Source organism: Paraburkholderia monticola (assembly GCF_001580545.1).
GTDB lineage: Bacteria > Pseudomonadota > Gammaproteobacteria > Burkholderiales > Burkholderiaceae > Paraburkholderia > Paraburkholderia monticola.
In genome coordinates this window covers 522,658-535,643 of the sequence record NZ_LRBG01000038.1, presented here as the reverse complement: position 1 = coordinate 535,643, position 12,986 = coordinate 522,658, and the positions used below count along the sequence as shown (strand labels likewise).

7 protein-coding genes are annotated in these 12,986 nt (G+C 65.0%); 3 read left to right on the top strand and 4 right to left on the bottom strand.

Annotated features, from left to right (window positions below; all coding sequences use genetic code 11):
• Positions 1 to 85: 85 nt before the first annotated feature.
• Genes tssH through CI15_RS29835 form a run of 3 tightly spaced genes read left to right on the top strand, consistent with a single transcriptional unit; the run spans position 86 to position 5,179 of the window.
• A complete protein-coding gene (tssH, locus tag CI15_RS29845; protein WP_062135528.1) occupies positions 86 to 2,842 on the top strand; it encodes a type VI secretion system ATPase TssH in 2,757 nt (918 codons plus the stop codon).
• Between the two features lie 26 nt (positions 2,843 to 2,868).
• On the top strand, positions 2,869 to 4,356 hold the full coding sequence (gene tagH, locus CI15_RS29840; RefSeq protein WP_062135525.1) for a type VI secretion system-associated FHA domain protein TagH: 1,488 nt from the start codon (positions 2,869 to 2,871) through the stop codon (positions 4,354 to 4,356).
• Between the two features lie 43 nt (positions 4,357 to 4,399).
• Entirely contained in the window at positions 4,400 to 5,179 is a 780-nt protein-coding gene (locus CI15_RS29835) for a PP2C family protein-serine/threonine phosphatase (protein ID WP_062135522.1), read from the top strand.
• A gap of 48 nt (positions 5,180 to 5,227) precedes the next feature.
• Here CI15_RS29835 and tssC read toward each other — a convergent pair whose 3' ends face one another.
• From tssC to CI15_RS29815, 4 genes are all read right to left on the bottom strand, one after another.
• A complete protein-coding gene (tssC, locus tag CI15_RS29830; RefSeq protein WP_062135519.1) occupies positions 5,228 to 6,733 on the bottom strand; it encodes a type VI secretion system contractile sheath large subunit in 1,506 nt (501 codons plus the stop codon).
• Positions 6,734 to 6,775: 42 nt separating this feature from the next.
• Positions 6,776 to 7,285 (bottom strand): type VI secretion system contractile sheath small subunit, encoded by a 510-nt coding sequence (gene tssB / locus CI15_RS29825; RefSeq protein ID WP_062135517.1) that lies wholly within the window; start codon positions 7,283 to 7,285, stop codon positions 6,776 to 6,778.
• Positions 7,286 to 7,381: 96 nt separating this feature from the next.
• Positions 7,382 to 8,440, bottom strand: a complete 1,059-nt coding sequence (gene tssA, locus CI15_RS29820) for a type VI secretion system protein TssA (protein ID WP_062135514.1) — start codon at positions 8,438 to 8,440, stop codon at positions 7,382 to 7,384.
• Positions 8,441 to 8,455: 15 nt separating this feature from the next.
• On the bottom strand, positions 8,456 to 12,976 hold the full coding sequence (locus tag CI15_RS29815) for a beta strand repeat-containing protein (RefSeq protein ID WP_062135511.1): 4,521 nt from the start codon (positions 12,974 to 12,976) through the stop codon (positions 8,456 to 8,458).
• Positions 12,977 to 12,986: the final 10 nt, after the last annotated feature.

Genomic DNA, 12,986 nt, shown 5'->3' with positions numbered 1-12,986 from the left:
TTCAAAAATACCGCTCGCAAAGCCGTCTTATTAGACGACGGCGCGTCACGGCAGCGCTCGTCCCTTGCTCAAAGGAGCTTTCACGATGGCGGAAATCAGTCGTGTCGCCTTGTTCGGCAAGCTCGACCCGCTCGGGTACAAGTCCGTTGAAAGCGCCACCGTGCTGTGCAAATTGCGCGGCAATCCGTATGTTGAGCTGGAACACTGGCTGATGCAGATCGTGGAGACGCCCGGCTCCGACCTGCAACGGCTGATTGCCCACTACCACATCGATACTGCCGTGCTGGCCCGCGACATGACCGCGTCGATCGATCGTCTACCGCGCGGCGCAACCTCGATCTCCGATATCTCCGAGCACATCACCGACGCGATCGAACGCGGCTGGGTCTACGGCACGCTGATGTTCGGCGCGACGAAAGTTCGCACCGGCCACCTGATGGTCGGCATCCTCAAGACACCCCGGCTGCGCAACATCCTTCTCGCCATCTCCCGCCAGTTCGAGCGCATCAAGCTCGACGATCTTTCGGACAACTTCTCGAGCATCCTCGCGTCCTCCGCGGAAAACGCGCCGGACCAGACCAGCGCCGGCGACCCGCAGTCCAGCACGCCGCACGCTCCAGCGCCCGCGGCGCTGGGCAAGCAGGAGGCGCTCAGTAAGTACGCGACGGATCTCACCGAACGTGCGCGCACCGGCAAGCTCGACCCGGTCAGCGGACGCGATGACGAGATCCGCCAGATCGTCGATATCCTGATGCGGCGTCGGCAAAACAATCCACTGCTGACCGGCGAGGCAGGCGTCGGCAAGACGGCGGTGGTCGAAGGCTTCGCCCAGCGTCTCGTGCGCGGCGACGTTCCGCCCTTGCTGCGAGGCGTCGCGTTGTGGTCGCTCGATCTCGGCCTGTTGCAGGCCGGCGCGAGCATGAAGGGCGAGTTCGAACAGCGGCTGCGGCAGGTCGTCGAAGAAGTGCAGGCCAGTGCTTCACCGATCATCCTGTTCATCGACGAGATTCACACGCTGATCGGAGCAGGCGGTGCGGCGGGCACCGGCGACGCGGCCAATCTGCTCAAGCCAGCGCTCGCACGCGGCGACCTGCGCACGATCGGCGCAACGACCTGGGCCGAGTACAAGAAATACGTCGAGAAGGACCCGGCGCTCACGCGGCGCTTTCAGGTCGTGCAAGTGCATGAACCAGACGAGGCGAAGGCCGTGCGCATGCTGCGCGGCGTCGCATCCGCTCTGGAATCGCATCACCGGGTGCTATTGCTCGACGAAGCGATCGAAGCGGCCGTACGGCTCTCGCACCGCTACATTCCCGCGCGGCAATTGCCAGATAAGGCCGTCAGTCTGCTGGATACCGCTTGCGCACGCGTCGCGGTCAGCCAGCACGCCACGCCGCCGCAACTCGACGACTGCCGCCGCCGGATCGACGCGCTCGACATCGAAGCGGCCATCGTCGCGCGCGAAGCGAGCATGGGCATCGAGACCGGCTCGCGGGCGACGGACGTCGCCGACAGTCTCGCGCGCGAGCATCAGGCGCTCGCAGGACTGGAAGCGCGCTGGAACGAAGAAAAGGCCGTGGTCGACGCTTTGCTGTCGGTGCGCGCCGCGCTGCGCGCGGGTGGCGAGCCGGTCGACTCGGCCGCGAGCGCCGTCGGCACGGGCGCCGAGCGTAGCGAAAGCACCAGCACTGCGCGCGCCGCCGAAACGATCGAAGCCGACGCGACCGAAACCATTACCCCGCACGCCAACGACCGCGCCTCACTCCTTGCCCGACTCGGCGAGCTGCAAACCCGTCTCGCCGACTTGCAGGGAGAAGCCCCACTGATCATGCCAGGCGTCGATGCCTCGGTCGTCGCTTCGGTGGTCGCCGACTGGACCGGCATTCCCGTCGGCCGCATGGTCAGGAACGAAATGGCGGCGATCCTGAATCTCGCCGACGCGCTCGATCGGCGCGTGATCGGCCAGCGCCATGCGCTCGACATGATCGCGAAGCGGATTCAGACTTCGCGTGCACGCCTCGACAATCCGGACAAGCCGATCGGCGTCTTCATGTTGTGCGGCACATCGGGCGTGGGCAAAACCGAGACTGCGCTCGCGCTCGCCGAGGCGCTCTACGGCGGCGAGCAAAACGTCATCACGATCAACATGAGCGAGTTTCAGGAGGCGCATACCGTCTCGACCCTCAAGGGAGCGCCGCCGGGCTATGTCGGTTACGGAGAAGGTGGTGTGCTGACCGAGGCCGTGCGGCGCCGCCCGTATAGCGTCGTCTTGCTCGATGAGGTCGAAAAGGCTCACCCCGACGTGCACGAGATCTTCTTTCAGGTCTTCGACAAAGGCTGGATGGAGGACGGCGAAGGCCGCTATATCGACTTCAAGAACACGATCATCCTGCTCACGTCGAATGTCGGCTCGGAAGTCATCATGCGCATGTGCCGCGACCCGGCCAGCCCTCCCGAGCCCACGGCGCTCGCCGCCGCCTTGCGCGAGCCGCTGCTCCAGGTGTTCCCGGCCGCGCTTCTCGGCCGCGTCGTCACCGTGCCCTATTACCCGCTGTCCGACACCATGATGGCGAACATCGTGCGCCTGCAACTGGAGCGCATTCGCCGCCGCATCGCGGACAATCACGGCGTGCCGTTCGAGTTCGACGATGAGGCGGTCAAGCTTATCGTGTCGCGCTGCACCGAAGCCGAATCGGGCGGCCGCGTGATCGACGCGCTGCTCACCAACACGGTGCTGCCGCGCATCTCCACGGAATATCTGACGAGGCTGACCGAGGGCCGGACGCTCGCACGCATTCGTTTGTCGACCACGGCGGGCGACTTCCACTACCAGTTCGACTGAAACGGGGCCGGACGGGAGTTCATCCGATGCTGACGCTCACCGTGACCACCTTCAACGGCCAGCCCCGTGCGCAACCTCCCTGCGCCACCTTCGATACGTCGGGCGGCACGATCGGCCGGGCGGACTCCAACCACCTCGTGCTCGAAGACCCGGAGCGCACGGTATCGCGCGTGCATGCGCAGATCGTCTGGCGCGATGGACTCTATCGACTGATCGATCGTGGCAGCAATCCGGCGCTCGTCAACGGCATGCCGCTGGAGCCCGGTCAGGAAATCATCGTCCGGGATGGCGACGAAGTGCAGATCGGCGGCTATCAGTTGCGCTGCGCGGTCAAGGACGATGATCCGCCGACCGTACCCACCACGCCCACCGCGCCGCCGGATCCCGGCAACGATCCTTTCGCGGACATCTTCGGCACGCCGTCGCCGGGCCCGCGCGGCGGGCCCGAATCGGGCGGCCTGGACGACCTGCTGCGGCCGGCGAGCGCGCGCGGCGAGCCGTCCGCCCAGCCCCGCGAGACGCGCTCCGGTTTGCCCGACGACTTCGATCTGGGCCTCGACGATCCCGCTGCGAACCGCTCGATCGATGAACTGTTCGACCTAGGTCCCGCTGCCGATCTGCCAACTGGAGAACGTGCCGATCCGCGACGCTCGCCGCCCTTCGGTGAGTCGCCGATCGACGACCCGCTCAGCGCGCCGAACACCGCTCAGTCGAGCGATCCGTTCGCGAGCCTGACCTCGCCGGCGCGGCCCGTTGCGCCGCCGCCCACGCAGCCCGATCAGGGCTCCGAACTGCACAGCGCGTTTCCGTTGCCGCGCATGCGAGCGCAGCCGCCGGAAGCACAGCGGGATGAGCCGTGTCCGCCGCCTGATGCGCCGCCCGCGACCGTCGCGCCGTCCGCGCCACGTCCCGCAGACGAGCGCGCGCTGCTCGACGCCTTCCTGCGCGGACTCGATGCGCCAGGTGTGCGCCTCGACGCGCTCACGCCGCCCGTCATGCAACTGGTCGGCGCGCTGTTGCGCGAAGCGACGCAAGGCACGCTCGACCTGCTGGGCGCGCGTGCGACGATGAAGCGCGAAATGCGCACCGACGCGACGCTGATCGTCGCCACCGGCAACAACCCGCTCAAGTTCTCGCCAGACGTTGAAAGCGCGCTAGCCCATCTGCTGAATCCACCGTCCCGAGGCTTCATGCCGGGCACCGAGGCCTTGTCGGACGCCTACGCCGACCTGCGCGCGCATCAGGTCGGCTTTGTCGCGGGCATGCGCGCCGCACTCGACGGCGTGTTCGAGCGCTTCGAGCCCGCGAAAATCGAAGCGCGCCTCACGCAGCACTCGCTGCTCGACACGCTGCTGCCGCAGTTGAACCGTCGCGCACGCTGCTGGGATCTGTTCAACGAACTGTACGACCAGCTTTCGCGCGAAGCCGCCGACGACTTCCACGCGCTTTTCGGCAAGGCCTTCGTGGCGGCATACGAGGCGCAGATCGACCGCCTGAAGCAAGGCACGCCCTGAACCCGATTCGCATCCAGAAACACTGCGCTCGCTGGAGGACATCGTGCAACTACAAACCGCAAGCGTGAGCGATGTGGGTGGTCGAAGCCGCAACGAGGACGCCTACGGTGAATGGCGGCGGGCTCACCTGCTCGGCTGCGTCGTCGCCGATGGCGCAGGCGGGCATGGCGGCGGCGATACGGCGTCGCGCATCGTCGTCGACACGGTCCGTGCCGAACTCGAGCGGGTGGCCGCCGCGGATATCGCGCTGAGTGCACCGAACCTGATGCGGATCCTGCTGCGCGCGAACGACGCAATCATCGACGCGCAGGAAGCCGGCGGCACACTCGAGCACATGCGTTCGACGGCGGTGCTGCTCGCCATCGATGAACTCTCGCAATCGGCCGCCTGGGCACATTGCGGCGATACCCGTCTCTATTGCTTTCGCAACGGCGCAACCCTGGTCCAGACGCAGGACCATAGTCTCGTGCAAAGCATGCTCGATGCGAATCTGCTGGAGAACCAGGACGTGCGTCATCACCCGCGCCGCAACGTGCTGTTCTCAGCGCTGGGTACCACCGATGAATTTCCGATCGCGACGTCGGGCGAACCTTTTCCGCTCGCCGACGGCGATGCGTTCCTTCTTTGCACGGACGGTTTCTGGGAGTACGTGGACGAAGCGACGATGATCGACGCGATCAGTCACGCGGCGTCGCCGTCGGCATGGCTCGAACGGCTCGCTGCACGGGTCCGGGACAACGCCCGGTCAGGACAGGACAACTTCACCGCAACGGCGGTGTGGATCGGCGAACCGCAACAGACGACGGTCCTGCACAAGCGCTAGCGCGCCGGCGCAGGACCGCGGGTCGCTGACGCAAACGGAGGCCGCGCGTCAGGCAGCCGCCTTCGCCGACGGCAATCGCGACACGAGCCGCAACGATACCGTCAGCCCTTCGAGCTGATAGTGAGGGCGCAGATAGAAGGTCGACGTGTAGTATCCCGGCGCCCCCTCCACTTCCTGCACCTTGACTTCGGCCGCCGCGAGCGGCTTTTGCGACTTGGTGATCTCGGACGAGTTGGCCGGATCGCCATCGACGTATTGCGTGATCCATCGGTTCAGCCAGTTCTCCATGTCGTCGCGTTCCTTGAACGTCCCGATCTTGTCGCGCACGATGCACTTCAGGTAGTGCGCAAAACGGTTGCAGGCGAACAGATACGGCAGGCGTGCGGCGAGCGCCGCGTTCGCCGTGGCGTCGGGGTCTTCGTATATGAAGGGTTTTTGCAGCGATTGCGCACCGATAAAGGCCGCGAAATCCGAATTCTTGCGGTGAATCAGCGGCATGAAGCCGTTCTTCGCAAGCTCGGCCTCGCGACGGTCGGAAATCGCGATCTCGGTCGGGCATTTCATGTCGACGCCGCCGTCGTCGGTCGGAAACGTGTGCACCGGCAACCCTTCGACCGAACCGCCCGACTCCACCCCGCGAATCCGCGAGCACCAGCCGTAGAGTTTGAACGAGCGGTTGATGTTGACCGCCATCGCATACGCAGAATTGGCCCACGCGTACTTGCTGTGGTCGGCCAGACCGGTCTCTTCCTCGAAATCGAATTCATCCACGGGCGCCGTGCGCGCGCCATAGGGTACCCGCGCGAGAAAGCGCGGCATCGCAAGGCCAAGGTAGCGCGCGTCTTCCGATTCGCGCAGCGAACGCCAGCTCGCATATTCCGGTGTGCCGAAGATCTTGGTCAGATCGCGCGGATTGGCCAGTTCCTGCCATGAGTCCATCTGCAGAAGGCTCGGGTCGGCAGCGGCAATGAACGGCGCGTGCGCCGCCGCGGCGATCTTGGACATTTCACCGAGCAGTTCGACATCCGGTGGACCCTGGTTGAAGTAAAAGTCACCGACCATCACGCCAATCGGTTCGCCGCCGAACTGGCCGTATTCCTCTTCGTACACGCGCTTGAAGAGCGGGCTCTGGTCCCACGCGACGCCCTTGAAACGCTTGAGCGTCTTGCCCAGATCCTTCTTTGAAATATTCATCACGCGGACCTTGAGCATCTCGTCCGTTTCGGTGTTGTTGATCAGGTAGTGCAAACCACGCCATGAGCCTTCGAGTTTCTGGAAATCAGGATGATGCAGGATCTCATTGACCTGTCCCGTGAGCTTCGCGTCGATTTCCGCAATCAGGCTCTGGATCGTGCGGATCGCATCGCCGGAAATGAGCTGGGTTTTCGACAGCGCCTGCTGTGCGAGCGTCTGCACCGCCGTCTGCACGGCGTTCATCGCCTCATCGCTCTTCGGACGAAATTCCTTGTTCAGGAGTGCGGCGAGATCGCTGCTTTCGAGTGCCGCGCCCTGCTGCTCAGCCGGCGTTTCAGTGGACTTCGGAATGTCAGACATGGTCGTTTCCCTTTAGTGGGACGCCGCCGGCATAGTTGGGGCTCATTCGGCCTCGGTTGCCGGTTTTTGCGGAGTGCTAGCGAGCGTCTGGAGCAGTGCCGGGTCTTCGAGCACACGCGCGATCAGCTCTTCCGCTCCCGTCTTGCCGTCCATATAGGTGACGAGATTGGCGAGCTGCGTGCGCGCTTCGAGCAGCTTGTTCAGCGCGTCGACCTTTCTGGCGACGGCGCCGGGCGAAAAATCGTCCATGTTCTCGAAGGTGATGTCGACGCTGAGATTGCCCTCGCCGGTCAACGTGTTCGGCACCTGGAAAGCGACGCGCGGGTTCATCGCCTTCATCCGGCTGTCGAAATTGTCGATGTCGATTTCCTGGAATTTTCGCTCGCCGACCGGCGGCAACGGGTCGGCGGGTTTGCCCGATAGATCGGCCAGCACCGCCATCACGAACGGAAGCTGGATCTTGCGTTCGCTGCCGTACGTCTCGACGTCGTATTCGATCTGTACGCGCGGCGCCCGGTTGCGGCCGATGAACTTCTGACTGCTCGTTGCCATAACCCCTCCCTGCGTGTTCGAGACGCACCTCTTTCTAAGACGATCGGACAGCGATCGATTGAAAAACCACACTGCACGGACCTTCTTCAGCGCACCTCATTTGGGCTCCTTGCCGAGAATCTGCTGGATCTGCGCAAGGCTGTCCGGCGCAAGATCCTGCATGATCGCGATGAAATCCATCTCCATCAGCGTCCGCGCGCGGCGGATCAGCAGGGGCGCCGGATTGGTCGGCTCGGTGCGTTCGAGAAAGGCACAGACAGCATCGAGCATCGCGATGGCGTCGGCGCGAGTCGCAAGCCGGGTCGGGCCCTGGGCGTCCACTGGCTGCCCCACCCGGGCCACCGCTGCGCTAGCTGTGGCAAGGGCCGCGGCGGGCTGCGTGAACGCGTCGGGTTGCGCCGCCACGGCGTGCTCCGCCGCCACAGAACGGCACGCGCTCGCGATGTTCTGCGCCGCACCCATCATCATGGTGATGCTCGGTGCGTCCTGGGCGCCGAAGCATGCGCTCATCCGGTTGGCCAGTTTTTCGACGGTTTCGGGTAAGGCCAATGCGTCCTCGAGCGCCGCCGGTTCGTCCTTGACCGCCTTGGCCAGCACGCTCTGCACAGTCTGAGGCGTCAGTTTCGACTCACCTTCGGGTGCGTCCAGCTTGCCCGTCGCGATCAAAATGTCGCGTACCGTGAGCCGCTCGCCCGGTACACGGCAGACTTCGGCGACGCGCAGATCGTGCAGCAGCGTCGAGTGATCGTCGAACGGTGTAAAGGGATCGCCCAGCGCCGCGAGCGCGGTCCCACGCAAGACGGTGGGGTGGTCGGCATCTTCCGCGTCGAGTGGCGGATACAGATTCTCCCAGTAGCGTTCGTGCATGCCGAGTAGCACGCGCAGCCCTGCGTGAAAGCCGCCGAGTCCGATCACCCGCGAGGCGGCCCGCGTGTAGATGAGCGCAATGCGCAGATCTTTCGACCGGTCGAGCAGCGCGGCGGCGCGCTGCATGATGTCGCCCCACGGCGGTTCCTCGTCCGCCCCCTCGAACAGCCGCTTCGGCTTGTCGCTCGCGAGTGCTTCGAGTTCGAGGAATTCGGCGTCGTATTCCAGATCGACGCCGCACGGCGGCATCGACCTGGTTTCGGCGAGCAAGGGTTCCACGTCGAGCATCGACCATCTCCGCCGCTAGAATTCGTCGCAGCCGTGCTGGCCGTTGACGATGACGCAACTGTTCAGATTCGGCCGCGTGCGCACCCGCTTCCATTCGACTGCGAGCTTGTCGGCGGCGCCTTCGGGTTGCTGGAGCGCCAGAATCGGTTGGTCGGAGCCGACGCAAACATGGATGCCGCCCAGATTGCTTTCATAGACGAAGCTCTGCTCCTGCGCGGTAAAGAGCGGCTGCAAGCCGGTGCGATCGAAGACCTGGCCGTTGTCGAGTGGCAGCGGTGTGACCGTCAGCGTGCCGGGCACTTCCGTGACCTTGTAGCCGACCAGAGAAGTGAACGTGCCCGTAATCGGATACTGACCGACCGGCGAGGTCGCGTTGGCCGGTGTAGTGAGCTGACCGACCAGGACGGCCCCGCTCGCCGTGTCGCCGTTGATCAGGCCCGTCACCGTAAACGTGAATGGGGGATTCGCGGCGCCAAAGAAGCGGCTACCGTTACTGATGGTGACCGTCAGCGTCGGCTGCGCGGCATAAACGAAATGGTTGCTGCCGAGCGTGACGCTGCCGCCCCAGCTACAGGTGCCGGGAAAGACGCAGCCATAGAAATTCGGCTGCGTACCACCCGGATCGAGGCCGCCGCGCGTCTCGCCCTGCCAGCTTGCTTCCCAGATATGCCAGGCGTTGCCCGCGGTGAGCTTGCCGCCGCCCGCGTTGTCGAACTCGCTGTTTTCCGCCAGGAGGTCGATCGTGCGGCCTGCATTGATGCTCGTTGGCGTGCCCGGAATGCCGAGCGATATTCCGCCAATCGTCGATCTCGCCAGGAGACTCCCGCTCAGTGACGAGTTCGTGCCATCGATGGTCGTCACGGTTCCAGTTGCCGAATCGTAGGTTTGCGCGATCAAGGGGCCGATGTCGAAGCTGCCCGGATTCGTGAAGGTCACGTCCTGCGCACCGACTATCGCGAGTCTGCCGACGTTGTTGCCCGGATCGGTCAGCGTGTAGCTCGTATTGCCGGCGAGCAGCAGGCCGGCTGCGTCGATGCCGTTCGGGTCGGTCACAGGGCCGGCCGACGAGATCGTCAACGTGTGTCCCGGCATCGAGGCACCGAATGGCAACGCGTCGCCCTGGCTGCCTGCCCCCGGATTCTCGAGCGTCAGGTTGCTCAGGACCGTCGGGCGTTGCGGCTGCGCACACGTGGCGGCATTGCCGGCACAGGTGCCCTCGACCGTGATGTGACCGGTCTGCGTCGAAGAGCCGAGCACGAGCGTGTTCAGCGTCGGAGCGATCGTCTCGTAGGTCGCCGGGTCGATATTGAGCCCCGCGGTGGTGGTGGGTCCGAATAGCGTAATCGGCACGTTGTCTTGAGGCGTTACGGTGAAGTTCGTCTCGACCGAGGCCGGTGCGAAGACCACCACGCCGCCCGGTGCATTGATCGACGAGGTGGGATCGATCGAAATTGACGACGAGTTCGTGCTGCCGCTCGCCGCCCGCAGGATGACGGTGCCGCCGGGGTCCGTCGAGACGGCCGTGCCGATCAGTTCAAACCCGGGCGCCGTCGAAGGCGTCGAGCCCGTGATGGAGACGCCGCTCGGGGTACCGGTCGCGGAAATTCGCGCGTTGTCGAGCAAGACGCCGGGATAAAACTGGATCTGATCGGCGCTCGAACCCGATACTCCGACACCTGTCGTGACGCCGCGTATGTCGACGATACCGTTGTGCGCCGACACGCTGACCTGTCCTGGGGAATCCGCACGAATCGACACGCCCTCATAGCCGTTGCCGCTGCCAAAGATCTGGGCGCTACCCTGGGTCGCGGCAATGGTGACCGGACCGAATATCGCCACCCCTGTGCCTAAAGCATTGCCGGACGGTGCGGAGCCCATGATGCTGACCTGGGTGCCGGTAATGGACACTGGGCTTTCTACGCCAATGTCGACGCCGTCGCCCAAAAAAGACTGGCCGACCGCGCCGGTCGCTGCCCCAGCGGAGCCTTGGACGGTGATCGGGCCCGCCGCCGAAGTTATCGTCGTCCCGTCGATAAGGGCGCCGCTCGTATCAAGCGTCTGGACGCGGGTCGTGGAAGTCGCGCCCGAGCCCTGAATCGTAATCGCGCCCGAAGTGCTCTGGATCGTCGCCTGCTCGATGATCACAGCGTCACCGGTGACGCTCCCCACAGGTACCGTGGACGTGCCCTTCGATGAGCTGGACGTGCCCAGCAGGCTCATCGGGCCCGTACTCGAAGTGATCGACGCATCCAGGATCGCAATGCCCTCGCCCTGCACCAGATTGGTCGGGCGCGCCGTGGCCCCGGTCGAGGTGGCCGAGGTGCCCTGGATCGTGATCGGTCCTGTCATCGAGGCGATGCTCGAGTTAATGGTCGTGGGGTCTGGGGGGAGCGTCGTACTGGCGACGAGCACGCCGTCGCCTAACACCTCTGTGGCGTCGCTCACCACCGGGCCTGACCCGGTGATGCTGATTGCACCGTTCGTTGTCTTGATCCTGGAGCCGAGAACACTGACTCCGTCACGAATAGCGAAATGATCCGAATTCGGACTCGTCAATGCCACGCCCTGAATCGTCACGGAGCCGCTCGTAGCTGTGTCGCTGGCGGTCGAAATTGGCAGCACGTCGAGATTGCCGGTCGCAGGCCCCGGCGTGCGCCTACGCGCATCGAGCTCGACTCCTGTGAGCGCGACGTAGGGACTGATTTGTCCCGCGCTGATCGGTGTCCCGATTTCGATGTTGCCACCATTGGTCCACAGGTCGAGGAGCTGGTTGCTGCTGAATCCCGTCAGGTCGATACCGGCGGATGGCTGCGTTTGATCACCTCTTGCCTGCAGAACGATGTTCAGCGGACCGGGCGTCTGCGCCCCAATCGGCTGATCCGTGATCGAAGGAATCCCATTGGCGGTCGAGTTCATGACGATCGATCCGCTCGCCTGCAACGTGAGCGTAACCGGGGCGCTCCCCGTCGTCTTCTCGATCGGCGCGCTCAGCGTTATGTTGCCAGCATCGGTTCCACTCGCCACGCTCTGCAAGGTCGAGATCGTGACGTTGCCCCCCTGGTTGAGCACGCTGTCGATGGTGCCGGCCGCGATCTGCGTCGGCCCGGTCGCCGCAATGAACATGTCAGTGGATGACGTATCGATCGGGCCCGTGGCGTTGACAATCTGGATGTCGAACGGATCGACCTTCCACGTCCCCGCCACCCCCATCGGCGCCGACGCATTGATCCGCGCGTTTGTCACATCGAGGAAATTCCCCGACGTATCGATCGTCCCGCCATTGCCGCCCTGCGGGCCGCCCAGCGCCGAGAGCGTGCCGTAAATCCGTGCCGTGTTCGTGCCATACGCGGCGAGCTGTCCGCCCGGCCCGCTCACGAGCGCATCCGCCCTCATCTGCGCGGACGGGTCCATCCAGATCGCCTGGGCATTGCGAATGTCCCCATCCGCGCCTGCCGGGCCGCCACCGAAGCGCACCCGGCCGCCGCCCGTCGCGCCGCTAGCGTCGAGCAGCGCGCCGCTCAGCAGCGCAACGTTTGTCCCGGTCACGTCGATCTGGCCGCCAGCGAGCCCCGCGCCACCCGTCGCATCCACGCTGCCCGACACCTGCGTCACGCCGGTCGAGCCACCGTCCAGCACGATCCGCCCATTGCGCTCCGCGATACTCTGCGCCCGCACCACCCCTTCCTGGTTGAGCACGGTGGTCGCGAGATCTCCCGCGTTCTGCACCGACATCAGCACCTGCCCGCCGTCGGCCGAAAGCGTGCCGGTGTTCTCGACCAGCGCCCGTCCCGCCGGACTGTTGATCTTCAGCACCGTGAGGCCGTCGCCAGCGAAATCGAGCGTGATATCGCTGCCGGCTCCCAACGCGACCGTGCCGAGTTTCGCGCTGACCGTGCCGCTGTTGCCGACTCGTCCGCCCAGCATCGCCACGATGCCGCCCGTCCCCGCCTGAATCGAACCCTGGTTGGCGATACTGCCCCCCAGCGCGCCCGTCTGCCCGACGAAGTGATAGTTACCCGCGAGAAAATCCGCGTCAGCAATGTTCAGCGTGGACACCACCAGCGATCCGACATTGACCGATGCCCCCGGCGAAAACACCACGCCCGCCGTATTGACAAGAAACACCTTGCCGTTTGCGTTCAGATGACCCGCGATGTCGCTCCCGCCGACGCCCATCACCCGATTAAGCATCACCGCACTTGCGTTCGGTTGCTGGATATTGACCGTCTCGTTGCCGCCAATCGAAAACGATTGCCAGTTGACGATCGCCTGGCCCGTGGTCTGCGTGATCGGCAGCGTGTTGTTGGCCGACGGGCCGATCGCGACGCTGCCGTTGACGACCTGCCCGCCCACCGGCAGGGCGATCGCCCCGGGCGCGACCAGCAGGATCATCAGCGGCACAAGTGGCATGAGCGGCCGCACGAACGACTCGCGCGCCGCGCTGCCGTCACGCCGGGCCCGCCGCGCCTCTTTGCGACGCGCACGTTCCTCGGCCCGGCGACGAAGCCGGCCCGGGACGCAGGAGGTGTCGTTCATGTCAGCTCCT

Excerpts from the sequence above, each read along its gene's own strand:
- tssH (WP_062135528.1), top strand. The coding sequence starts at position 86 with ATGGCGGAAATCAGTCGTGTCGCCTTGTTCGGCAAGCTCGACCCGCTC.
- tagH (WP_062135525.1), top strand. The coding sequence starts at position 2,869 with ATGCTGACGCTCACCGTGACCACCTTCAACGGCCAGCCCCGTGCGCAA.
- tssC (WP_062135519.1), bottom strand. The coding sequence starts at position 6,733 with ATGTCTGACATTCCGAAGTCCACTGAAACGCCGGCTGAGCAGCAGGGC.
- tssB (WP_062135517.1), bottom strand. The coding sequence starts at position 7,285 with ATGGCAACGAGCAGTCAGAAGTTCATCGGCCGCAACCGGGCGCCGCGC.
- tssA (WP_062135514.1), bottom strand. The coding sequence starts at position 8,440 with ATGCTCGACGTGGAACCCTTGCTCGCCGAAACCAGGTCGATGCCGCCG.
- CI15_RS29815 (WP_062135511.1), bottom strand. The coding sequence starts at position 12,976 with ATGAACGACACCTCCTGCGTCCCGGGCCGGCTTCGTCGCCGGGCCGAG.